21 protein-coding genes are annotated in these 24,686 nt (G+C 38.4%); 8 read left to right on the top strand and 13 right to left on the bottom strand.

Annotated features, from left to right (window positions below):
• Positions 1 to 955: 955 nt before the first annotated feature.
• Positions 956 to 1,441 (top strand): hypothetical protein, encoded by a 486-nt coding sequence (locus tag B4Z90_RS04795; RefSeq protein ID WP_070569433.1) that lies wholly within the window; start codon positions 956 to 958, stop codon positions 1,439 to 1,441.
• Positions 1,442 to 1,473: 32 nt separating this feature from the next.
• Here B4Z90_RS04795 and B4Z90_RS04790 read toward each other — a convergent pair whose 3' ends face one another.
• The 6 genes from B4Z90_RS04790 to B4Z90_RS04765 all read right to left on the bottom strand — a co-directional run bounded on the left by B4Z90_RS04790 (position 1,474) and on the right by B4Z90_RS04765 (position 8,285).
• On the bottom strand, positions 1,474 to 2,046 hold the full coding sequence (locus B4Z90_RS04790) for a Crp/Fnr family transcriptional regulator (RefSeq protein WP_286801496.1): 573 nt from the start codon (positions 2,044 to 2,046) through the stop codon (positions 1,474 to 1,476).
• A gap of 394 nt (positions 2,047 to 2,440) precedes the next feature.
• Complete coding sequence (locus tag B4Z90_RS04785) at positions 2,441 to 3,592, bottom strand: AAA family ATPase (protein WP_286801494.1); 1,152 nt, start codon at positions 3,590 to 3,592, stop codon at positions 2,441 to 2,443.
• Positions 3,535 to 4,248 (bottom strand): RNA ligase family protein, encoded by a 714-nt coding sequence (locus B4Z90_RS04780; protein WP_286801491.1) that lies wholly within the window; start codon positions 4,246 to 4,248, stop codon positions 3,535 to 3,537. Before B4Z90_RS04780 ends, B4Z90_RS04785 begins: the two co-directional genes overlap by 58 nt.
• A 264-nt stretch (positions 4,249 to 4,512) precedes the next feature.
• The gene (locus B4Z90_RS04775) at positions 4,513 to 5,190 is read right to left on the bottom strand and encodes a LytR/AlgR family response regulator transcription factor (RefSeq protein ID WP_070569424.1); all 678 of its coding nucleotides are present in this window, start codon (positions 5,188 to 5,190) and stop codon (positions 4,513 to 4,515) included.
• Between the two features lie 5 nt (positions 5,191 to 5,195).
• Entirely contained in the window at positions 5,196 to 6,692 is a 1,497-nt protein-coding gene (locus B4Z90_RS04770) for a TlpA family protein disulfide reductase (RefSeq protein ID WP_286801489.1), read from the bottom strand.
• 87 nt (positions 6,693 to 6,779) lie between these two features.
• Entirely contained in the window at positions 6,780 to 8,285 is a 1,506-nt protein-coding gene (locus B4Z90_RS04765; protein ID WP_286801486.1) for a sensor histidine kinase, read from the bottom strand.
• Positions 8,286 to 8,627: 342 nt separating this feature from the next.
• Between B4Z90_RS04765 and B4Z90_RS04760 the strand changes: the two genes are divergently transcribed.
• The 5 genes from B4Z90_RS04760 (at position 8,628) to B4Z90_RS04740 (ending at position 12,159) form a co-directional block, all read left to right on the top strand.
• On the top strand, positions 8,628 to 9,278 hold the full coding sequence (locus tag B4Z90_RS04760; RefSeq protein ID WP_286801484.1) for a hypothetical protein: 651 nt from the start codon (positions 8,628 to 8,630) through the stop codon (positions 9,276 to 9,278).
• A 198-nt stretch (positions 9,279 to 9,476) separates the two neighbouring features.
• Complete coding sequence (locus tag B4Z90_RS04755; protein WP_112374339.1) at positions 9,477 to 9,875, top strand: hypothetical protein; 399 nt, start codon at positions 9,477 to 9,479, stop codon at positions 9,873 to 9,875.
• 20 nt (positions 9,876 to 9,895) lie between these two features.
• Positions 9,896 to 10,465, top strand: a complete 570-nt coding sequence (locus tag B4Z90_RS04750) for a hypothetical protein (protein ID WP_286801482.1) — start codon at positions 9,896 to 9,898, stop codon at positions 10,463 to 10,465.
• A 68-nt stretch (positions 10,466 to 10,533) separates the two neighbouring features.
• Positions 10,534 to 11,067: a GNAT family N-acetyltransferase gene (locus tag B4Z90_RS04745; RefSeq protein ID WP_286801481.1), complete on the top strand. Its 534-nt coding sequence runs from the start codon at positions 10,534 to 10,536 to the stop codon at positions 11,065 to 11,067.
• Positions 11,068 to 11,625: 558 nt separating this feature from the next.
• Complete coding sequence (locus B4Z90_RS04740) at positions 11,626 to 12,159, top strand: NADPH-dependent FMN reductase (protein WP_286754329.1); 534 nt, start codon at positions 11,626 to 11,628, stop codon at positions 12,157 to 12,159.
• A gap of 391 nt (positions 12,160 to 12,550) precedes the next feature.
• Here B4Z90_RS04740 and B4Z90_RS04735 read toward each other — a convergent pair whose 3' ends face one another.
• The 7 genes from B4Z90_RS04735 to B4Z90_RS04705 all read right to left on the bottom strand — a co-directional run bounded on the left by B4Z90_RS04735 (position 12,551) and on the right by B4Z90_RS04705 (position 22,491).
• Positions 12,551 to 13,699 carry a peroxiredoxin family protein gene (locus B4Z90_RS04735; protein ID WP_286801480.1) on the bottom strand — a complete coding sequence of 383 codons (1,149 nt, stop codon included), beginning with the start codon at positions 13,697 to 13,699 and terminating at the stop codon, positions 12,551 to 12,553.
• An 8-nt stretch (positions 13,700 to 13,707) separates the two neighbouring features.
• Positions 13,708 to 14,898: a thioredoxin family protein gene (locus B4Z90_RS04730; protein WP_201639442.1), complete on the bottom strand. Its 1,191-nt coding sequence runs from the start codon at positions 14,896 to 14,898 to the stop codon at positions 13,708 to 13,710.
• A 76-nt stretch (positions 14,899 to 14,974) separates the two neighbouring features.
• On the bottom strand, positions 14,975 to 16,423 hold the full coding sequence (locus B4Z90_RS04725; RefSeq protein ID WP_286801478.1) for a RagB/SusD family nutrient uptake outer membrane protein: 1,449 nt from the start codon (positions 16,421 to 16,423) through the stop codon (positions 14,975 to 14,977).
• A 12-nt stretch (positions 16,424 to 16,435) separates the two neighbouring features.
• Positions 16,436 to 20,044: a SusC/RagA family TonB-linked outer membrane protein gene (locus B4Z90_RS04720; RefSeq protein WP_286801477.1), complete on the bottom strand. Its 3,609-nt coding sequence runs from the start codon at positions 20,042 to 20,044 to the stop codon at positions 16,436 to 16,438.
• A gap of 94 nt (positions 20,045 to 20,138) precedes the next feature.
• On the bottom strand, positions 20,139 to 21,278 hold the full coding sequence (locus B4Z90_RS04715; RefSeq protein ID WP_201639444.1) for a FecR family protein: 1,140 nt from the start codon (positions 21,276 to 21,278) through the stop codon (positions 20,139 to 20,141).
• A 96-nt stretch (positions 21,279 to 21,374) separates the two neighbouring features.
• A complete protein-coding gene (locus B4Z90_RS04710) occupies positions 21,375 to 21,968 on the bottom strand; it encodes an RNA polymerase sigma factor (protein ID WP_112374354.1) in 594 nt (197 codons plus the stop codon).
• A gap of 175 nt (positions 21,969 to 22,143) precedes the next feature.
• Positions 22,144 to 22,491 (bottom strand): winged helix-turn-helix transcriptional regulator, encoded by a 348-nt coding sequence (locus tag B4Z90_RS04705; protein ID WP_201639446.1) that lies wholly within the window; start codon positions 22,489 to 22,491, stop codon positions 22,144 to 22,146.
• Between the two features lie 112 nt (positions 22,492 to 22,603).
• Between B4Z90_RS04705 and B4Z90_RS04700 the strand changes: the two genes are divergently transcribed.
• Entirely contained in the window at positions 22,604 to 23,668 is a 1,065-nt protein-coding gene (locus B4Z90_RS04700) for an NADH:flavin oxidoreductase (protein WP_070569377.1), read from the top strand.
• A gap of 162 nt (positions 23,669 to 23,830) precedes the next feature.
• Positions 23,831 to 24,484, top strand: coding sequence for an alpha/beta fold hydrolase (locus B4Z90_RS04695; RefSeq protein ID WP_286801476.1), 654 nt, complete (start codon positions 23,831 to 23,833; stop codon positions 24,482 to 24,484).
• The last annotated feature ends 202 nt before the right edge of the window (positions 24,485 to 24,686 follow it).

The raw sequence follows: 24,686 nt of genomic DNA, 5'->3' as shown, positions 1-24,686 counted from the left end.
CAATTGGTTATTATTTAATCAACACAAAACAATAGTATTAATTAAGAAAATACAATCAAACCTTTTTAATTCATTTATTTACGAAAACGTTTGAATGCCTATAAAAAACAAATCACGGCATCCCAACAAAATAAAGAGGATAGATCAAACCTCAGGCTAAAAAATAATATATAGCAAACAAAAAGCCCTTCATAGGCTTTAAAACAAATAAAATTTAAAAATAAATTGAGACAAAAGAGCATAGTTTTGATAAAAAATGACATCTTTTTAAACTATAATTTCACTATATTTTAAATTAAAACAAATTTAAAATAAATTAAATTTAACGAAATAAATAATACAAACTTTACTAAATACAAAACCGACATGACCTAGAATTTTTTTTATGGTCAGGGAAACAAAAGTCACATACATTATTTACGTCAGGTCAAATGAAAGGATCGAAGTTTGGGACAAAACCATATCGTTGATGAGTTAGCCAAAACAGGTCTCCATCATTGGGCATTAGAAGTAATTAGATTAATCTCCAATTCTACATGCCCGCCCTTCTCATTAGCTTACTTTTAACATTGCCCCACCTAGGCCGTATAATCTAGGTAACTTCACAGTGAAAACAACTAAAAAAGTTAGCCTCAACATAGGCTCACGTTATTTGCAGGAGGAACTTGATGATACGATGGTCATAAAAAGGGCTCAACGACAGGGTCGTGTACGCAATTCGTATTATTTTAGAAAAGTAAATAAAAACAATCAGTAAAAAATTTGGAGAATACGAAAATTATATACAACTTTAAAGCACAAACACCTGCTCTAAACAGGCTACAAGTTAACAAAGGAAATTTTTTATTTTAAAACGAGGATTTTATCTTAGAATCGCTCATAGATAAAAGTCTAAATTAGTTTTTTTGCAGAAAAACTTACTTTTACTTAATGTACAAACAGTAGCATACAAAATATGACAACCAACCCCATTAAGGTATATACAGTAGTTTCAAAAGAAGTAAAAGAAGATCCAGATTTATTCACCAATCTGGAAGGTGTCTTCTCAACATATGAAAAAGCACAGGAATATATTGATCACTTCTTTGGTAATGCTAAATATGGTTATCGATCTATTGTTACGACCTATTTAGACCCCTTTCAGGAAGAAATCCAAAATAATGATTCTTATTATAGCATATCATCTCAATTAATAGGGCCGCATTTAGAAGTTGAGATCTGTAAAACTTCTTTTGCTGTTGTCCTCTCCGAAGTTGAACAATTGCGTATCGATCCGGCCACCTCAGAGAAACCCTTGGAATTAAACCTGCACTGTTTTGCTGCTTCTGAGGAAAAGGCAATGGAAAAATTCGAAAAATTAGCACAAGACTATGCAAAAGAACACAAGCTTCAATTTCAAATTAGCCCTTTTCGCATTGCAGATTCGGACCAATGCTATTAGCCTTCAATTGCAATGAAATTATAGCAAGAGATTCAGGGAAGTATTTTTTTACGGATTTCACTTAAATATTCTGGCGTAAATCCCAGATACGAAGCAATCAGGTATTGCGGAACACGTTGTACAAACTGCGGATATTTACGGAGCATATCATGGTAGAATTCTTCTTTAGATTTAGAGAATAGATATTTAACCCGCATTTGCGCAGCAGCATAAGCCCTTTGGTAGACAAATCGAAAATAACGCTCCATGATCGGAAATGCAGCTACCAATTTTTCTTGATTTTCTTGACTGATATAAACTAAATCTGAGGTCTCTACGGCCTGAATGTAAAATGACGTAACAAGCTTATGTTCGAAAGCCATATTGTCCGTAATCCACCAATTTTCTATGGCAAATTCAGTCGTTTGTTCGACTCCCTTTTCATTAACAAAGAATTTACGGAGAATACCTTCCAATACAAAAAAATGGTATCTACACACTTGGCCCTCCTCCAGTATATTTTCTTTTTTCGCGACCGTTTTGGTCTTAAAGTAATACAATATTTCTTCTAATTCGACCGGATCGATAGCGACAAATTTCTTTATATGTTCTTTCAGTTTTTCCAACAGTCTGTCAATTTTTTGTACAGACAAAGCTACTCATTCATTTTATCATAAAAAATACATGCGGCACCATTTCAAATAAGCTCGAAGAGCAAGGCTGGGAAAATAAAATCAAGTAATGGATGTCATCGATATCAAAGAAAAGGACCTCATGTCCATGTTAACACCAAAATTGAAGGAATGACAGCACATTGTGACTAGTGTTCCTAAAAAGGATTCTAACAGAAAATCAGCCCGCCATTAAAATAGGCGGGCTGATTCGCATTTATGGTATCCAATACGGTTTATCAGAAAACAACCTTACTATACTAACGTAAAATTCGAACTTTTCGTACTTTATTTACTTAATCCGTAAAACCAATCTACAAAGCCGCAATCTCCTGCTAAAAAGCGCCATCTATTCCGTAATGTAGTGAACCTCATGCGCCTCTGTCAACTGCGGAACTTCCAAATTATGAAGCATTTTATCCAATACAACATCTGGCAGTGGATATTCCCGATCGTTATTCTGCGTGCGCCAAATCTTGTAGGGTTTTTCAACGTACAACAATTTCACGTAGGCTTGATAGCTGACAAAAAGATCGATCAATTGTTTTCGCATCTGGGAAGTTATATTAGTGGCATTCCAGATAAAATCCTGTCCGCAGCGTAAGTATTTTTTTGCCTGCTCTTTTGCTTCCTGTACAACCCATCCGTTTCTCTTTTTATCGGTCGGATCAATGCGATACTTGCGTCTGATGTCGTCCAGACTAATAACGGGGAGGTCGGTATTCATTGCTAAAATCTGATAATCTTTGCCCATTCCCGGCAAACCTGAAAGTACAGTCACCGTGGATTTGAATATATCAAAAGGCACATAACCAACATAACTATCGTTTCCGTTAAAATATGTAAATCGTGCATTTTCAGACAAAAAAGAACGCGTGGCATCCCAGCAGCCAATCTCTTTACTATACAGTTCGAACATATCCAATGCATAGAGCAAATTATCCAAATCGCCACAATACCTTCCTTTAGTATCAGCTTCGGCCAACAACTTAAGTTGACTCATTTTGACACATAGTGACGCTTCCAAGGCGCTCTTCATCGGATCGGCTTTTTCCATCAACCATAATGGCAACCCATGATAGCGTACCAATGCGACAATTTCCTCCCGTAATGCAAAAGGGGTCTCCACATCACGAAATAAAATCTCCCGTGTGGTCTGTGCTCCTTTTTTGGCATGATTTGGTGAACTGATACGACCATCGGCAGCGACAACTGTCGTCGATCTCTTCTCGACATCATGCAATAAAGCGGAAGCCCAGAGGAGCTCCTGCTTTTGTTCATCCAGATTCCGATATTCAGGCAATGCTTCCAGCTGCTGTAATACCATTTGGGTATGAATCGCGACATTCCCTTCGGCATGATGTAAAGGATCCTGTTGTACCTGTTCCATATCCCTGACCCAAGAAAATTGTTTCGCTAAAGCCGACCAATCCTTATTTATTGCTATTGTCCATTCCATGAATAATCCCTCCTTTCCCAAATCATTTTTGCTCTTCGCCATGATTTTGTCCAATGTTCGTCGGTCTGCACATGTCCTTTTCTAACATATTTAAAAACATTGTGCTGAAATTCGCTGACGGCATATGCATCAGCATTCCTGCAGACTAACCCCTCCATCGTACATGCTTCTTCAGTTTTAGGATCAACCGATCCAAATATAGAAGACTGCATGGCCAAATTTTCGACTGAACGCCGAAGTTCTAACTCAGTCAAATCCTTTACCATGTCGAGTTTTAAAACAGGCACAGTAGGCAAATCAAATAAACTGGCATAAAAAGTAACTTCTTCCCATGAAAGCCACTGATCTTTAATTCGAGCAGCAAAAACATAATAATAGTGCTCAAGTTGCATATACTCGATCGAATGCACAGCATAAAGATTTTCACCAAAAAACTCCAAATCACCCAGATCGTTTTTTAATCTGGACCAATGCTCCCGAAGCTGGGCCGTCCATGGCGACGTGGTTGGAGCTGCATGAGATCGTGCAAATACTCCACGCCGTGAAAGGCAATTATTCTCGCCATCTAATTTTTCTGTAAATAACAGTTGATGGAAAGATTGCATATCCTTCCAATAATATTGATTAAAACGATCGTCGCTGCTTGTCCCTGGCGAAAATGGGAAATGATAGGTACGACCATATTTTGTTGATTCCATTTTTAAAATTTAAATCCATACTAAAAAATTGAAGACATAGGCATTGGGTAAACAAATCGGGTAAATCCCGTTGTTTACTTTCTTCCTAAATATCGACAATGCATTACATGACTTTAAATTTTAAAAATTGACAACACAAATGATCTGTTGCTACAAAAGTATACAATTTATTTTAAAAACATAAATACGCTCCCTTTGATTTTTGGACAACACACCGCCTTCCCTACTTTCTAATCAGCCTTGATTAGTCAAAAAACGCGTCAATTAATATAATTTCAATTCAGTGTATGTCGTTCCAATGGGAATAACCCTGTCTGCTACCCAAATTTGGGTTTTGTCGAACTTCATCATTTTACTTCGTGCGACGATAAATGCTCTGTGACAACGAACAAATTCGCCCTTCGGGAGCAGTTCCAGCAGCTCGCTAATGGTAATTCTAGAACTAACGCATTTATTATCGTTCAAATGTATTTGGGTGTAATTGCCTGATGCTTCAATATACAGGATACGGTCGAATTCAACTTTAACATGTTCATAACCATCTTTGACGAACAGATAGTCTTTGTTATGCTGTAGCTTTTTTGCCCGAAGGCTATACAATTCGCTCGCCTTGTTGCAGGCTTTCAAAAACCTGCTCATAGAAAATGGTTTAAGCAAGTAATCGATGGCGTCGAGCTCGAAACTCAATAGCGCATGCTCGGAATAAGCCGTCGTAAAAATCACCATTGGCGAAGTATTCAAACTGCGCAGAAATTCTATTCCTGAAATATCTGGCATTTTTATATCTAAAAAGATAAGGTCCACCTGCTCCTTCTGGAGATAATCAATCGCCATAAACGCATCCGTAAATGTACTTTTTAATTCAATAAAAGGGACTTTAGCTATATGGTGTTCAATAACCTGCAGTGCCACAGGTTCATCATCTATCGCGATGGCTATCATAACAATTATTGATTTAAAATCTGATCTATTTGGTCATACAGTTGTTTTCCATTACTTGGTCGAAGAGCCTTTTCCACAACTAATTTTCCTGTTTTATCAAATATAAAATATTGCGGATAATATTCGGCTTTGTCTTTTGCATTTAGCAGTAATTCCTTCCAAAAGGGCTCAATCTGTTTCCTATTTTTACGTAAATGGATTCCGGTTAAATTGTTGACGCGTATAAAGTCTTTCCAGTCCTGATCGCGATGGTCTTCATCCATATCCAAATAAACGAAGGCAATATCTTTATCCATGTATCTTTTCTTCAGTTCAGGTGTATACTTCAATTCAAACTTGCAGGGACCACACCAGGTTCCCCAAACATCCAAATAGACCACTTTTCCTTTCAATTCAGCAATCAGGTCGTCGATCGATGAGATAGGTTGATCATCTTCAATCAACCGAATCTGTTTGTTGTGTTTATTCGCCACCAAAAGAGCGTCAAGATCGGCAATATAGCTTTCAACAAGCGGCGTATGCTTATCTTTTGGAAATATATTCCAATGTGCTCCTGCCAATGCTTTTAAATGCGTTAAGTCCTTGTCATGATATAGATTGACCAATTGTTGAAAATTGTATTTTTCTACGATAGGCTTGGAGAAATTATTTAAAGCACCGATAAACCGCCAATAATCTTTACTATAGATGTTCATTAATCTATTTGCACTGTCTAAGCTTATCCCGAAATAAGGGATTGGTTCACTAGACGCAATTTTCTCGGCCCGAATCTTAACAAATGCCTTCGTTTCCAGATAACGCAGGTAATTGTCAAGGAAAGAATAAAGAGAAGGGCCTCCAAAGTCGTCCTGTAAATTAATAAGTGCTTTTCCAAACAGCTCTAGAACCAAACTATCTGCGGTAGACTTTGGCAATTCAGCGATACGGGCAAAATCGTTCAGATGGTTCATCCGTTGCGCGTAAAACTCAGTACGTATATAGTTTTTTAGTGAGGAAGACAATGGACTAGTTTGGATCACTTTATTGATTTGATTGCAATCCGCTAAACAGGGAATTAAAACTTGCTGTCTCAACTGAGCCAAAGAGCATTGAGCAAGATTATTTACGTTCGGGGCCTTCATAAAAAAAGGCACTTCATCGTGTTTTATTTGCTGTATAATTTTGTTTTCTGTCAAAGCACTACCGTCTGTAAATACGATCGTAGTGTCGGTTAAATTCAGGATAAGATCTTTACCGGGGCTTAATAACAAGGTTTGAAATACACTGCTGTAATTTAGAGTCGCGGATTTTCGAGCTGTTATTGGCAGTGCGACCTCAAATGTGCCATCGCTGGCAACGGTTATCTGTTGCGAATTTTCTTTATAAAAACCAAAAACAAGAGGAATATTAATTTCCAAGGCCTTGTTTGGATCATAATTCCAAATCTTACCGCTCAATTTAAATTGAGCATGACTGCTTAGACAATACACGGTCATAAGCAAAAAAACAAGTATTTTTTTCATTGCTGTTAATTAAGGAACCAATAAATCAGGTGAATAATTGATTAAAAGATAATGGAACTAGTTAGATTTAAATAACACTAGCCATCTTTAAATATGTAAAGTTAAATGGATAAAAAATTCATTGGCATTTTCACGTATCATCAGTTCATGTCGATCTCGATATAGCAATGAAAGACGTTGGCGTACATTCTCCAAACCGACACCACTTTTTAGTTTTTCGGGATCACGATCACTTTTCGGATTAATGCTATTACTCACATCGAAAAACAAAACCTGGTCTCGCACTTGCAAAGATATTTTAATATAAGAGGATTTCTGAAGGCTTATACCATGCTTAAATGCGTTCTCGACGAAAGGGATCAGCAACATAGGGGTAATTTGATAATTTTCAAACTGCTCCTCTATTTCCGTTATAATGGTAATTTTTTCTGACATCGAAGTCCGCAGGGTCTGTAAAGCGATGTAATTATTCAGGTATTCTATTTCACGCGTCAACGAGATTTTATCTTGCGTATTTTCATGGAGCATAAACCGCATCATATCGCCCAATCGCTGAATTCCCTCCCCTGTCCGTTCGGCTTTTTCCTGTAATGCCGTGCCATACAATGTGTTTAAGGCATTAAATAAAAAGTGTGGGTTTATTTGGGATTTCAGAAAAGTCAGATTAGCGTCCGACTGACCGAGCTCCGTACGTAAGGAGGCAATTTCGTTGTTACGCATTAGACGTTTTTTAAAGAGAAACCAGGAAAGCGGAACGCTAACCAATAATTGCGTGGGTAAATGAAACATCGCAACAATAAAGATCACTTCACTGGTCCGGTTAAAGAAGAATAGGGCCAATATGCTTAATGGTATAATTAAAACCAAACTCACCGCAGCGATAATCCAAAAGAAGTCGCGGAATTTCTTTTGTTTTTCATGTAATTTTGGCAACAAATAGTATAAGGAATAGATTACGATACCAACCGCAGACAACACGACCAAAGTCCATAACACCGAAAGTTGGTAATGCGAGTGAGATATGATCAAAAAAAACAATCCGATAAACCAAAAGCCAATTCCAAAGGCCAAATCCATTTTTAGCTGCTTTTGTATAGCCGGGTTTTCAACCCTGTTTTTAAGCAGATAGCTGATCAAAAATTGCATGCAGGTGTATAGAGAAATTACGATTGTCCATAGAACTGCTTGTGTTAAGGACTTAAAAAACATGCTATTGTAGCCTCTTTGAATACTATCAAAATCCATAAGCTCATAGGTATGGCTATAGGTCCGGCATACACCTAAAATCAGTCCGGATATCAAGATCAGAGCAGCTAGTAATGAATAATTCAACAGCTCCCGTTTTCTATTGATGAGCGCAGGAATAAGAACAAAATTTAATGCGAGAAACATCAAATATAGAAGCAGATAATAGCTAAACTTGGGTACAAAAAAATTAAAAAAATAAGAGTAGTTTATTTTCTGACCAATGAAATAGTTATGCATACCACTATCATCCCGATTGTTTGTATCAACAAGCAAAGCATAAAGAACAGCGACAAATACGACAGTTGCCATCCAAAATTCCATTTTTCTTACGTCTTTCAATTTCATGTTATTGGTTTTGATAAGACAATATTAACTGAAATGAAAACATAACACAGAAAAATGTGACGAATACCACCAAAAATGTGATGAATCAAATTTTCTTCATCTTATAGCTGGGATTCTATTGTTGTTCTTATAAAATAGCATTTGATTTTACTATCTTTAAGCTGAAAAGTATCAAACCAGCTTTATTAACTTTATTCAAAAAAACACTACATAATTAATCCACTGTTTCACACATTCACTTCCGATTTTTGCGGCAACTGTTACGGCAAATAGCGAAGATTGCACAAAGGCATTGGGCTGTCGAATGGTCATAAATACAGGTTTTAAAAAATAATTGATCATATGGATAACTATATCGTATTAAAAAGGTTTACTAGTTTAGAAGAAGCTCAGGAATGTCATCAGCTACTTTCGGATAGAGGTGTAAAAACGCGGTTGGCTGATAATCTACCCCCTGTGGATATTACATTTTCTGGAAATACGGTAGGACACCAATATGAGATTCAAATAGACCCCGCCGATTTCGCAAATGCAGAATCTACTTTAGAAGAGCAGGAAATGCAGTCTCTCCCACTGGTTGGAGATGACCACTACCTGTACCAATTTTCCGACGAAGAGCTCTTCGAAATCCTGCAAAAACCCGATGAATGGAACAAATTGGACTATGCGCTTGCCAGAGAAATTTTATTAAAAAGAGGGAAAGATATTGATCAGGAAAAGCTTGATCTTTTGAAGAAGGAGCGGCTCATGAAATTACGGGAACCTGAACCACAACAGAAGTATTGGATTATTTTTGGCTATATTTCAGCCCTTCTAGGTGGTCTTTTAGGAATTGTAATCGGGTATATGTTGTTTAGTTCTAAAAAGAGCCTACCGAATGGCGAACGGATATTTTCTTATTCTGATCATGACAGAAAACATGGGATAAACATATTCTATATCGGATTATTTGTATTCACAATATCCGTTCTCATCAAAATTCTCTGGGGCTGATAGTATAATATTGAATCCATTTATTCTTTTAGCAGAATAGATCGGTGGAGCTTCGTCATTGTGGTCATTCTGTATCCTATCACGACCCAATTAGCGTTAACAGTAGTAAATTTTTAATACTAAAAAAAAATACCGATATTTAAGATGATATCTTTATTCTTGAATTGTTTTTTGTAAACCTACAGACAAATTAGCTTTATGAATAGTTTAAAGACCACAGCCACTCATTTCCGTTATAAGAAGCATCCGGGAGATCTATTTAGAAATACGTCGGTTCAATTATTACCTCATCCCTATAAAAATCAAGAAGACTTTTGGGTATGGTTTCACCCCTTCTACCACCGCAGTGAAGACATTTCAGATTTAGGCGACCTGTACAAACAGCTTCACGATACGCCTTGCCAAGAAACGAGAGTATCATCAAAAAATGAGCTTTGTTACCCTGCGGTCGCGAAAGAACGTCTCTTTGAGGAAATAAAATCATTGGAGCAAAAAATCTATCAGGATTGCTTTGAAAACTTTTATTTGCTGATTATCGAAGGTCGTATCGAGCTGTTAGAAAGTCATCAAATTGAAAGCAAAGAATCTAGCTCTTAATATCTATTCTTTAAACCGTTATGCATTATTTGACTTGTGCGATTATAAGGGAGGACGATAAGGTACTCATCTGTCAGCGTGCAGCATCGGTGACGCATGCCTTAAAGTGGGAATTTCCTGGTCGCATTACCGAGTCCCACAAACCAATGAAAGCAAATTTGTCGCTCAAAATCAGGGAAGAGCTTAATATAGATATTCTTGTCGGAAGGCCGTTAAAGATGACGCAACAAGACTATACAAGTCCAGCACCTTGTCTCTATCCTGTTCTCTGCACCTTTTGTTCTGGCGAAGTTGCCTTTCAAAAATATGTTCAAGCATTATGGGTTTCCCCCGCAGAACTATTGCATTTTGACTGGACAGATACCGATCGACCAATTGTAGAAGAGTATACCAGATACCTTGAAGATTTAAATCCTCCATCTCGCATAAGGGAAGCTTTTTTAGAAATCCTGATTGGACTTATCGGCTTTACACTGGTCCATAAATTCTTCAATCTATATATAGCCTTATTGATAACATTGATCTTAATCACTGTTACCGGAATTTATACCTATTACACCCGAAAAAATATAAAGAAAAGAATCCCATAAAACTTCCCTACATTTATAAAACTAAGTAACCCATAATTTCATTTTAGCCATATTGAAGACTTAATCAAATGAAAGATTTCCCACAATTAGTCACAGAACGACTTATTCTCAACGCCATTGACACGACCGATATTCCACAGATTGTAGACTATCTGCAAGACAAGGTTTATTCGGACTTTACCTCAAATATTCCCTACCCATACCGAAAAGAAGATGCTGAATATTGGCTTAAATTAGCCGAAGAAGCGTTTGCCAATCGTAAAGGATTCACTTTTGCTATTCGAAATAAAGATAAAAAGCTGATCGGAGCTATTGGTCTGCACGATGAAGGCTCGGATAAGGCCGAGTTGGGATACTGGATCGCTATTCCTTACTGGAATAATGGTTATGTCACTGAAGCTGCAAAAGCAATCATTGAGTTTGGTTTTAAAGAACTAAACTTCAATAAAATTTTTGCGACCTACTTCCCACATAATCCAGCCTCTGGAAAAGTCATGGAAAAAATAGGCATGAAAAAAGAAGCCCTGCTAAAACAACATTTAAAGAAAGATGGCCGGTATTACGATATTCCATTATATTCCATTTTTAGAACGGAAAAATAAAACAGCAATTTCTCATGGATAAAAAGAATATCAGGTTGCACTGTGATCATACATTTCCTACACTTATTCTTCTCTTTGGTTGTATTGCTATATCCCCAATAATAATTTCAAAGTATTCCCTGTCTCTGTTAAGGATAATAGGGGAGACTTGCTGCGGACTCATCATACTTACAGGCCTTTGGAGATTTGAGCACTTCGAAATATCTGGAGATACACTTACCAAAGTAAACTTAGCTGGATTATATCGAAAGGATTTAAATATGTGTCATATAACCAGATATACAAAAAAAGTGATTGATATGAATCACTTTCGGAATCCGGTTAATATCATAAAGTTATTCAGTAAGGAGGAAAAATATTTTAAATTCAGAACCATAAAACTTCAGGCAACAGATAATTTAACCATGATAATAAATGAACGAAATATGCAGAGCGAGGATTTCAAAAAATTATACCATATCATCAAAACTTATCAGAAACGACAAGTCAAGTATAAATCTCCAATTGTTTCGTGAAATTGACTAAATTTAAGCAACCGATAATCATAAAGGATAAAACATGAAAATATTTGCATTCGCTGGGAGTAATTCTTCCACATCAATTAACAAACAATTGGTCAAATTTGTACTTAAAAGCTTCGAGGGGCACGAGATTAATTTGATCGACCTGAATGACTATAACATGCCTGTCTTTTCTGTTGACCTAGAAAAGAATGGCTTCCCACAGGAAGCGCAGCTTTTTCTAGATCATATTGCCTCCAGTGACGTTATCATTTGCTCCCTGGCGGAGAATAATCGTTCCTATAGCGTAGCATTTAAAAATGTATTCGACTGGGCATCTAGAATTAATGTTAAAGTTTTCCAAGATAAACCCATGTTGCTTATGACAACTTCACCGGGAGGTTACGGTGGTGGAAATGTAATGGCCGAAGCGCAGAAATTCTTTCCGCAGTTTGGCGCTATCATTAAAGAAACATTCTCGCTTCCCAAATTTTACGAAAATTTTGATCAGGATAATGGCGTAATCAATCCAGAACACCTCAATAGTCTGAGGGAAAAAATAGCGGGCTTTAAGGAACAGATTTCTTCCTAACGTCAAAATCCAGTGTCATTTTTCTGGGCTTTGTATGGATTACTTCGATGCAGTGAACCTGCTGGAAAAGCTTTTTAAGGTTATTTTGCAAGGCCAAGCTACATACTGGCTTGGCTTTTCTTTGCTTATTCTTACCCTTTTGCTTACTGTTTCTCTAGTATTTTGTTACTTCTTTACCAAAGAAACAGCAAAGGAATACCAAAGAAGAAGCGAGTCAATCCCCTAGGTGTCCCAAAGAAATAGCAACGGAATAGCAGAGAAATAGCGAATAAGCTGCAAGCCCTTACCTTAGCGCCCCAAAGAGCGGTGCTATAATAGAAAACAGACCCCTAACGATAGCAACTGTTAAAGGTTCATAATTAAGGAGGGGTGATTTACCCCTCCTTAAAATTTATTTAAGGAGCTCTTCGAGTTTCTCTATCAACTTTACTCCTTTTAAGTTGATTCCAACAATCTTACCTTCGGGAGAGATGAGGTAATTTTGCGGAATAGCCTGAATACCGTACAATTGAGCCGCTTGATTTTGCCAACCATTCAGATCAGACACCTGAGGCCAGGTTAACCCATCTTGTTCAATTGCCTTTATCCAGTTATCTTTTTTACCAGGTTTATCGAGTGAAACACCCAGTATCTCAAATTTTGATCCTTTAAATTTTTGATAGGCTTTCACCAGATTAGGGTTCTCTGCACGACAAGGACCGCACCATGAGGCCCAAAAATCCAAAAGCACGTATTTACCTTTAAAATCCGAAAGTTTTAACGCTTTACCTTCAGGAGTTTCCTGTTCAAAATCTAAAGCCGGCTGTCCAATTCCTAGTTTTTTTGCGAGTTGAATATCTGCATTCAATTTTTTTCCGATAGCTGTTTGCCTTAATCTCGATGACAAATTGAAAAACAAAAGTTCGGTGGTAACTACATTATCATCGTAGCTGGCAACTTCCTGCAAGGCCAACAAACTGAAGTAATTGTCTGGATTATTGACGATAAAATTTCGCTGCGCCTTCTTACGTTCTGTTTCGATCTTGTCTATTTCTTGCGCAATTTGGTTGAGCGCATTCTCGTCACGATTTTTTTCCTGATACAAATCAGCTCTTTTAGACTGCTGAACCATAAGCTTTTTCTCATAGGAGTTTAAATAATCTTGATACTGCTTATAGGCTACCTGCAGTTTACCGCCTTTCACCAAGGAAGACTCGAAAGGACGTTGAACAGTGATTTGCGTATTGGGTTCCACAGGATCTACATAAAATGTAAGACGCTCCATCGGACCACCTTTGCGGTTAAAGAAGGAAGCTCCATCTTTGGAATAAAATAACATGACTTGCGTTGGTTCCATGATTTCCCCTTTATAGATCACATCATTGGGTCCAAAATTAATAGAGTCAATTGTCAGTTTTCTGTCCACGATGTAGCGAACAAATGCTTTAGATTTTGCGGGAAATTGTTTTCCCTTTATTGTTAATTGAAAACGCTGTCCTTGAGCCAATACTGTCCCAAGACAACTTAAAACCAAAAATATTGATATAGCTATTTTTTTCATGTTGATTATTACAGTGCTTTAGCACGTGCCACAAGAGCATCGGCCAGTTTAATAATTTTTGAAGTTTCCAGTTCAGCCAAGCCACGCGCAGCTTCCGCAGCTTGAACAGCTTCCTTCTTTTTTTTCAATGCGATACAAATATCGGCCAATGTACCTTGATTGGAATAACTTGAGGGATTCAATTCGACGGCCTGTTTGGCCAGCACATAGCATTGTTTTAGTACGATTGGATTCGCAACATTTCCTTTTGCATTGGCATTGCGGCGGGCTATAAAACTCAATCTCTCGTCTTCATTTTTGAGCAGGCCTTTCCTCAATACATTCGTGAGGGTAACAAACTCCTTATCGGTACCATGTGCAGCAGTCCATTCTACTTTATACAGTGCGGCTTCTATTTTTTGTTCTGGATCTTTTAGGCCTTCAAAATAGGCTAGGCCAGCATTAAATTCATCTACTTTATGATCTCTAATATAGCCATACATAGCATAACGTAGCAACTGTACCTCTTTTTTCGCAAAATCTGCCGGCACCGCTATGTTTTTAAAATAAGATTTGTTCGACTCAAAAAATTTTCCGTAGCGATCATCTAGGCTTTGTGCCATCATTTTTATGGTCTCCCATCCATTTGGGCTCTTCAAAAATTCATCGGTAGCCACGCTGTCCAATGCTTTTTTCGCTGCATTTGCTGCTTGACTATCGGTTTGTTCCATCACTTTAATATAGCGGATCAGGAAATTCGACTCCCGCATACCCAAATCATACGATTTACGCAAATTGGGGATCTGAAAATTGGGATCATTAGCTTGCTCTGCCTGCTTCAGGAAAAGATCGGCTTCCATGCGAGACTGGGTTCTATAGATCAATGTCCCCTGCCCATCTAAAAATAAATACGTGGGAAAACTTCTGATTTGGTATAATTTAGCAATATCTACGCCCTCTCCTATCTCGCAGTCAAATTTAGTATTGATAAACCTGCTATTAAAATAACGAGCGACTTCAGGTTGTGAAAACACATTTCCTTCCATCCATTTACAGGGAGCGCACCAGGAGGTAAATCCATCCAGGAAAATCAGTTTATTTTCTTGCTTGGCCAATTCCTTTGCCTGGCCAAAAGTGATCTTCTGAAACTGTATATGTTCTTGTGCGAGCAATAGCATCGACTGTGTAAAAGCCAGTGCTGTCAATAGTATCTTTTTCATATTTTTTTATTAAGAACCTAATCAATTTCCATGTTGATAGAAATTGATTAGGAATGAGTGGTCTACATCTAATTTTTTAGCGTTCGTATTGGGGAATTCCCGGATTCAACGAAAGTACCTTTGGGGGAACCGGAAGTATCATCCGGGCATCCGTGGATTCCATTTCGAAAACTTTCCCTGCCAATGGATGTTGGATTGACTTCTTAAAATTGTCTGCTATAGCGAGTCGTTTCAAATCAATCAGCCTATCGGATGCCATAAAGGGCATTTCACGACGTCTTTCGTCAAGTACCGTCTGTAAAACAATTTTTGGATCCGTTGAGGTTAACGCTTTATTATTCTCTATTCGGCTATTTCTTAATGTATTCAAGAAGCTTAGTGCCTCCGCCGTATTACCCGTCCGAACAGCTGCTTCCGCAGCAATCAAAAACAATTCAGGCGTATTAAATCCTGTGCTAAATTCGACGTAGGGAGCAAAAAGAACCCGTCCTGGAAATTTTACAATAGTAGCACCTAAAGAAGCCTGATCGCGACAGAAAAATAATTCATAACGTTTGTCGGTTGCACCTGCTGGCAAATCTTTGGCGTAAGTTTCTATCAGCTCTTTAGAGGCATAAAATTCGGCATTGGGGCTAACTAGGGAACTTGTTCCCAATCGAGACCATACAGCCTCCATATTCGTTCTGGAATCGGGAAATTGAACCGAATTATCTGTTTTAAGACAAACTCGTCCCCAAGTCGTCTTGTCTTTATTGGTATATAAACTATAATCAATGAGCGTTTTATTCACAGCAAGTGCTTGTTTTGCATTCTCAAGGGCCTCTTTGTATTTTCCCTGATAGAGATAAACCCGACTTAGAAAAGAGAAACCGACGGAACGTACTGCTTGAAATCTATTTGACTGCACTGTACTCAAATTTGGCAACGCGTCATTAAGATCGCTAACTACCTGATCATAGATCGCCTGAACAGATACACGTTCGTATTTTTGATTGATATCCTCTTTCAGCACCAAAGGTACCCCTAGATCTTTTGTTGCACTTGCAGGATTATAATGAGCGGCATAGATATTCACTAGACTAAGGTATTCAAATGCACGACCGACCTTAGCCTCAGCCCAAACCCTTTTCTTTTCGGCTTCCGATCCCTCTGTTGCTGCCAATACATTGTTAATAACAACATTGTAAGTGAATATGTGGCTATAAGCCGATTCCCAGTATGGATCATACTGGCCATCTTCAAATATCGCACCGTGAGCAAAGCTATAGAGTTGTTTTTTTACATAGTCATAATAGTCATAGCTTGCTGCCGATTGTACATCCTGAGGATCTCCGGACTGTAAATTATCTACTAAATAGTTCGGATAAACAGCGGAAGCCCTTACTAAAGATTGATCGTTTAGAAGCAATTTGTAATCATTCAGATTCTCTGGAATTGTAAAACCTTTTGGTTTAATATCCAAGTATTTGTTACAGCTATTCAATGTCAATAAACCGAATAGCAATCCTATATATATTTTTCTCATGATATTTTCTTATTAAAATCCTACAGATACACCTAAATTGTAAATTATTGGTGCTTGTATCCCTCTACTTGGACTCGTTACCGTACTATACCCAGCCCAAACCTCGGGATCAAGATTATCCTTGTTAGCGACCCAACGCCATGAATTCAATACCTGTCCTGTTAGACGCACATAAGAAAGATTTGTCGGTGCAATCCATTGTGCAGGAAGGTTGTAGGATAATGAAATATCGCGCAATTTAATATAGTCAGCCTTCTGAACAAATTTATGTGCAGCATTGAAAATATCGGAAATATTGCCTGAAGCAGCAGAAACAAATGCGGGAGCAATATCAGGGTTACTTTCATCACCTGGGTTCTTCCAATAGTTCAACCATAATTTGTCGAAGTTATTATTGTAGTTAAGCTCCGCGTATTTACTCAAGAACTCTGGATGAACTCCCCGCATCACATGGCCACCATTGAAAATAAACATAAAGGAAAGCGTCAAATCTTTATACTTAAATCCATTTCTGAAAGAAACAGTGTAGGGAGGTACTGTCGTACCTTCATAGATTAAATCATCGACAGTCAATTTTTGCGTGGTCTCGACCAGACTACCATCAGCCTTTCGTGCCAAAGGTCGTCCCTTATCATTTAATCCCGCATAATCTATGCTATATAAACTACCCATTGGGATTCCAACCCGATTTTGGGGAGCATAATAGTAATAGTATGGGGTATTCTGTTCAACATATAGATTGGTAATCTTATTTTTGTTGTAACTAAAATTCACTGTGCTGTTCCAGCTGAAGTTTTCACGTTGAATCACCTTACCATTCAGCCCCAACTCGATCCCGCTATTCTGCATATCAGCATAATTAAGCAACACCATATCCCATCCCAAAGTTGGATCCAACGGCGTATTCCCCAATAAATCAGAAGTTTTCTTATTGTAGATATCAAGAGTAGCTGTAAGTCTATCTTTAAATAGTGAGAAATCAAAACCAACATTGAATACTTTTGTTCGCTCCCATCGCAACAATGGATTAGGCGGAGAATCAATATAGGCTTGCATTTCACCGTTAAAGTAGTTCAGATTGTTATTCACCCTCGAAATCAAATATGGTCCATTATCCTTTGGGACATTTCCATTTACACCATAAGTCGCACGTACCGACCAACGATCTAATGGTTCCCAATCAATTCTTGGCAGATGATATAAAGCGCCTATGGACCAAAGAGGTTTGTATTGATTTTTGATATTTGTTCCAAACAAATTAGATTGATCCATCCGGATGCTTCCACTCAAAGTCAACTTACGATCATAGGTATAAGATCCATTGGCATAGAAGGAAACAAATCTATCGACTAGATCCTTAAATCCAGTCTCTTTTTTCGAAATAGTATAGCTATTAAAAAGCGCCTGTGTGTTTTGGATCTGAATACCAAAAAGCTCTTCATTAATTCCTTTGTAGACTAGGCTATTTTCATCGTAACCATACTTGTAAATATTCGTATATCGGTTATTGATCTGTCTACGTTCAGCACCGGCGATTGCGACAATTTCATGTTTTCCCTGAATATTATTTTGATAATTAAATTGGCCACGTAAGGTATAGCTATTGACATCATTACGTTGTTCAGCAAATTGTCCCCCTTGCGGAATATTGCGCTTGATTGCCCCGTCCTTTCCGATTTGGGTAGCGTCATTCACCATACCTACAACCGATTGGGCATTTTTCCTATTCAATGTGCCATTATACCCTTCGGTCCGTTCACTTTGATAGGACAGATCGAAGTCCAGTCCTTTGATAATCTTAAAATTTGCAGCAAAATTTAAGTTAAGGTATTTATTATAGAACTTTTCGTGGATCGCTGCTACATGCTTTAAAGGAATGTAGGTCTCATCTTCCAGTCCCAGCGCATTCAAGCGATCAATCTCAAACTGAGATTTTGAACTATACCATTGCGCTGGAGAAAAATCCTCATTTTCAAGCAGATAATAGGATGCTTTGCCTCCCATATAGTTATCGTAGAAATTGAAGCCAATATCACCCTCTCTATTTTGGTTTTTCCCCAATACATTTGCGCGTAAACTAAACCAGTCGGTAAACTTAAAATTATTTTTCAGACTAAATCCCAGCTCCTTGTTTGTCGCCCGTCCCTTATTGTAATCTCCCGGCTGCGTATAATTGAGGGAATAATGGTATGTATAACGATCGGATCCGCCCGAAATAGCGAGATTATGCTGCTGATCGAATCGGGTCGTATTCAGAAATTTATCCATTTGACTAAAGCGATCACGATTTCGATATACATCCAGCCGCTTTTCCATCTCTTCTTCCGAAATTACTCCACCTTTGCGATCGTACAAAATTCGATAAACGTCGTTCATCGCTTTTCTCGGGTCAATAACTGCATAATCTCCCGAACGGTAATTAAACATTTCCTTTTGAAAGTTGACCAGTTCAGCGCTACTCATCTGATTGAGGTAGCTACGGCTTGGAAGTCCTCTAAAAGAAAGCGTATTGCTATAATCAATCTTTGTTTTGCCTGCGGAGCCTATTTTTGTCGCAATAACAATAACACCGTTAGAGGAACGAACGCCATAAATGGAGGCTGCCGAAGCATCTTTCAAAACGGTTATGGAAGCAATATCATTGGGATTAATAGCTGTTAAGTCACCTTCAAAAGGCATACCGTCAACAACGATTAGCGGAGCAGCCTGTGCGTTGATGGTGGAGCGTCCACGAACCTCGATACCCAGGTTATTTTTCGAATTCTGTGGACTTGAAGTATTTCGCACCAAATTTAGCCCGGGCAACAATCCATCGATCCGGTCCAATAAATTAGGTTGAAGCCGTCCTTCCATGTCTTTGGCTGTCACCTGAGCAATTGAGCCTGCTGCTCTTTCTTTGCTTATTTTTTGGTATCCTGTATTGACCGTAATGTTCACTTCCTGCAATTGCTCATCCAAGGCTCTTAAGGTAATCGTACCCAAATCGGACTTAGCTGCAATCGTAAGTGGAGCAAATCCGACCATGGTAATGTCCAAAAAGCTATTTAAACTAACGCCATTAATTTCAAAATGACCATGCTGATCTGTAACGGTTCCTTTTGGAACACCTTTTACACGAATCGTTGCACCTTGAAGTGGTCTGTTGTTATAATCGACAATAAAACCTTTTACCGTCATTAACTGATTAGTGATCGATCGTTGAGTCTGTTGAGATTTTTCGTGTACGACAATAATCTTCCCCTTGATCTCAAAATCGAGATCCAAATCGTCCAATAACTTCCCAAGAGCATTTCCCAACGATTCTTTTTTAACGGTTAAGTTAACCTTTGTATCTGGATCAATAGTTGTGGCCGCCCATACATAAGAATAGCCAGTCTGCTTATTGATCTCTGAAAAAACCTTTCTCAACGACACTGATTTCTCCTGTATCGATACGTCCTGTCCATACGTTTTAGCTCCAACATGAAGCAGACAACAAGACATTAGTATGGTTGTAAGCGATATGCGCATAATGTTTCCCCTCCATTGCGGCCTACCCCAAATATCTGGGCGATCGCTGTTTTTCATTTGTTGCGTTTGATCGTATAGGGCACGACCAAGTTGTGCATAATTTTTATACATTTGTTTTAGGTTAAGAATTAAAATTCTGTTACAGTTAGAATTACTTGATCTGAAGCCCTAAATGTTGCAAGCGTTTAGGGTTTCGTCTTTTCATTTAGGTTGTTTTGTCTACATAAATGGTCTTTCCTTTAAATTTAAACTTAATTTTCCCGGTACTCTCCAGTACGTTGATGATATCTTTCAGACTGCTGTTACGAGACAACATCGCTTCAAATTTTTCCGATTTTATTTGGTTATCGAGATAGACGACATCTACATTATACCAAGACGCTAACTCATCCATAATACCCCCTAAAGTCTCCGAATTGAACACGAAATATCCGTCTTTCAATGCATTGCGCGCGTCAAGATCAATTATTCGTCGTTCAATTTGACCGAGTTTGATATACGATTCTTCCCCTGGCAACAGTATAATCTGCCTGTCGCCCTGTCGAACCCTAACTTTACCTTCGTATAATGTCGTTTTAAAGTCTTCTATATTCTTGGTTGATTTCACATAAAAATGTGTCCCCAATACGGAGATATTGATCTTCCCTGCTTGTACCACGAAAGGTTTCAGTTTTGGAACCTCACCTTCCCATGGTAAATATTTTTTGGCAACTTCAAAATAAGCCTCCCCCACCAAACGAACCTCCCGCATACTATCTACTTCATAATAATCCAACTGCGTTTTGGCATTCATCCATACTTTGGTTCCATCAGGTAATAGCATGGTCATTTTCCCACCCTTGGGTGTCGCAGCGAATAAATTATTCACTCGTGCCGCTTTATTTTTAACGGGTGATACAAACGATAATAAAGTATCTGCTGGAGCCATCGAAATTGAATTTCCATTTCCTAGACGTACTACCCCTGTCATTTGAGCGGGTTGAATATCTTTATCCGGAGTCTCCTGATAGACCGTATCCGAAAGATTATGTATAAAAAACAACACGAGTAATCCAATCAACGCCGCGGCGATACCATAGGACAACATACGTTTATAAAAAGGTTTAGTGTATGAGGTATTGAGGTAATCTTGTTCAAAGAGGGCAAATGATTCCTCCCAATCATAACGGGCTATCCCGTCTAAATCCGCTTGCATTTGATCTTTGTTGTCAATCAGATCACATAGCCCCTTATTTGCATCAGTTTCGGACCGCCATAAGTCCAACTGTAATTTTTCGTCATCGCGCAATCCTTCCAGCTTGGATTTGCTCAGTAAATAAATGATATGTTGGGGTATTTGCTCCATATTGCTCTATATACTTAAAACAATATTTTGATTTCGTTTCTCTAAAGAGGTGGTAGATATTTTCACAAAAACCTATGTATCAGAAGTATAAATTTTCTAATAATAGAGTAAAAGCAAAAGTAGGCAAAAAAACTGGTCAGGCTTGAGTCTTAATCTCAAAAGTTCAATTCCCCTTTTCTTTTGATTGTAAATCGTACTAGTGGTTAGTCCTAAGGAGATCGCTGCTTCCTGTGGGCTTAAATCTTCAACAATCAACTTACGCATCACTTGCTTACATTGCTCAGGCAGGGTATCAATGGCATCATGGATCGTTCGAAGCGTCTCCAAATAGATCATTTGATGGCTGATCGGTAAATCGACCAGATCGACCTGTGACGTATAAAAATTGGTTTTTTGTTGAATTCTATTTTCTTGTTGGATCCTGTTTAAAGCGGCGTTTCTACAACTTGTGTAGAGAAAACCTCGGATTGATTCAACATGATCAAAATCTATCCGGCGCTCCCAAAGCTTTAAGAATACATCCTGCACGATTTCTTCGATGGTACCTTTATCAAGATTCATCTTTTCTAAAAAATAGCACATTGGACTATAGAAAGTTTTGTACAGAAACTGTAAACCATCCCTTCTGCCCTCCCGAAAAGATTTTAAAAAATCTTGCTTGCTAAATTCTTGGTTTACCTTGTTTTTCACAATTCAATATTACTTAAATTTTAAATAAATATGAAAATTTCATTTATTGTGATCAACAGTCCCGCGCTGGCAAGCAATAGAAAACGGACAGGCCAAACCGGTTGACACAATACTATTCCATTCGGCAGCGATAGCGTAAAAGCGAAGCAAGATCGATGTATTTAGATTATAATTTCTACGCGATCAATTCTGGTGATACAGACTCTTCATAGTAGGCTTCATTCCATTTTGCCAATTGGCACATAATAGGTATTAAAGCCTTGCCCTTTTCTGTCAAAGAGTACTCTACGCGTGGTGGGAGCTCCTTGTACTCTTCTCTCAAAATAACGCCATCCTCTTCCAATTCTTTTAATGAACTGGTCAAAACCTTTCGAGAAATATGTTCGATGAGCGCATCCAATTGACCAAATCGGGCTTTTCGATCGCGCAAAGTATAGATAATCACAGGCTTCCACCGGGTACCTAAAATTGCCATGGAACGCTGCATGGCACAGGAACAACTTTTAAATTCAGTCCTTTTCATTTGAATATATTCAAAATAGTTACGCGAAGGTAACTAGTTTATACTAATAATAGTTACAAATATATACTATTTAAAATATATTTGTGAAGATTCACGATTTAAAACGAGAAAAATGAGCATACAAACACTTTTTAATCCATTTGAGTACAAAAATCTAACACTCAAAAACCGCTTTGTAATGGCGCCAATGACGAGAGCATTTTCGACGGATGGAATTCCCGACAGCGCTGTAGCGGGATATTACGAGCGTCGTGCCGCGGGAGATGTCGGTTTAATTTTGACGGAAGGTACCGTTATCGAACGACCTTCATCAAAGAATTTAAAGGATATCCCAAACTTTTACGGTGACCAAGCACTGGCCGGCTGGAAAAATATCGTGGATGCAGTGCACGAAAAAGGCGGAAAAATAGCCCCTCAACTATGGCATGTTGGTTATACTCCTATGCAATGGACTCCGCCCGCTGCGTTTGAAAGCCCAGATACAATGACATTAGCGGATATAGAGGCCACGATACAAGCTTACGCTGACGCTGCTAAATCTGCAAAAGACCTCGGTTTTGATGCTTTTGAAATCCATGGCGCCCATGGCTATCTGATCGACCAATTTTTCTGGGAAGGAATGAACCACAGAACAGACGAATTTGGTGGAAAAACAATTAAGGAGCGCTCTAAATTTGCGGTTGAGGTCGTCAAAGCAATGCGAAAAGCGGTTGGACCTGATTTTGTAATCATTCTACGTCTATCACAATGGAAGCAGCAAGACTACACAGCCAAGCTTGCTCCCACCCCCGCAGCGATGGAAGACTGGATCCTACCATTGACAGATGCCGGTGTCGACATTTTTCATGGAAGCCAACGTCGTTATTGGGAGCCGGAATTTGAAGGTAGCGACTTAAATTTCGCTGGATGGCTCAAAAAAATTTCAGGACAACCCACAATCACGGTTGGATCCGTAGGTCTTGACAAAGATTTTGGCGATGTATTTACAAATTCGGAGTTCAAGTCCTCTCCCGCTTCACTGGATGAACTGGTTCGTCGTTACGAACGTGGCGATTTTGACCTTGTAGCTGTAGGCAGGGCGATCTTGCAAGATCCGAATTGGGTGAAAAAAGTGCAAGCCGAAAAATACAACGAATTATCGACTTTTGAAGCGAAGAGTTTGGCGAGCTTATCTTAGTAAGCTCGAGCGATTAGGTGGATTAAAATTACGTTATTTAATATTTACGTTATTCAATAGTATAAACAGGGGCAAAAATTCACTTTCGAAGCAATTTTTGCCCTGTTTTGTAACGATAATTCAGTACCTTGTCTCCGCAAATGGATACAGACACTTGATTAAATGAAAATCACCGCAACCAAAATATATGTCATCAGCGGATTGGGTGTAGATCAACGTGTATTCAGCAAAATAGACTTTGGCTCGCTTGATCTAACCTATCTAGATTGGATTACACCAAGCCCCAATGAACCACTGTCTATTTATGCAAAAAGAATATCGACTAAAATTACTGCAAAGAACCCCATCCTCGTTGGGCTTTCCTTTGGAGGAATGCTTGCAATAGAAATTGCCAAGATTATCGAAACAAAACAAATTATCCTGCTTGCTTCAGCCAAAGGACGGCATGAATTACCCAAACTGTATCGCTTAGCAGGCAGACTCAAAATCAACAAACTGGTTCCTAGTCCGTTACTAAAGTTCCATTGTTTTCTATCAGATTACTTTTTTGGCATACGTAACAAAGAAGATTCCCGCTTGCTAAAACAGATTTTATACGATACAGACCCCATCTTTATGAACTGGGCAATACATCAAATTCTGCAATGGAAAAACAATTCGGTTCCGGACAATTTAATTCATATACATGGTAGTAGAGATCATATTATCCCCATCAAAAATGTAAAGCCCAACTTTATCATTAGGGGTGCGGGACATTTTATGACAGTCACCCATGCCCAGAAGGTTGAAAAGCTCTTGCAAGAAATCTGCTTGTAAATCACCTCCTTTTAATCACCGAGACCAATCCCAACTTTTCTAGTCGCTCAGAAAATTAAATCCAAGCGGATTCGTATCGACATGAAACACACGATATGCTGAGCAGTGTAAAAAAGTATTATTTGAAGAAAAGGACAAACAATAATTGAGAATAGAAGGTTCTTCTATGAGAGCGCGGTCTCTTTACGTAACTAAAAAATCG

Origin of the sequence: Sphingobacterium sp. UBA5639, from assembly GCF_002421245.1 — a bacterium.
Classification (GTDB): Bacteria; Bacteroidota; Bacteroidia; order Sphingobacteriales; family Sphingobacteriaceae; genus Sphingobacterium; species Sphingobacterium multivorum.
The sequence above is the reverse complement of the archived record's forward strand: the minus strand, read 5'-3'. Positions and strand labels throughout refer to the sequence as shown.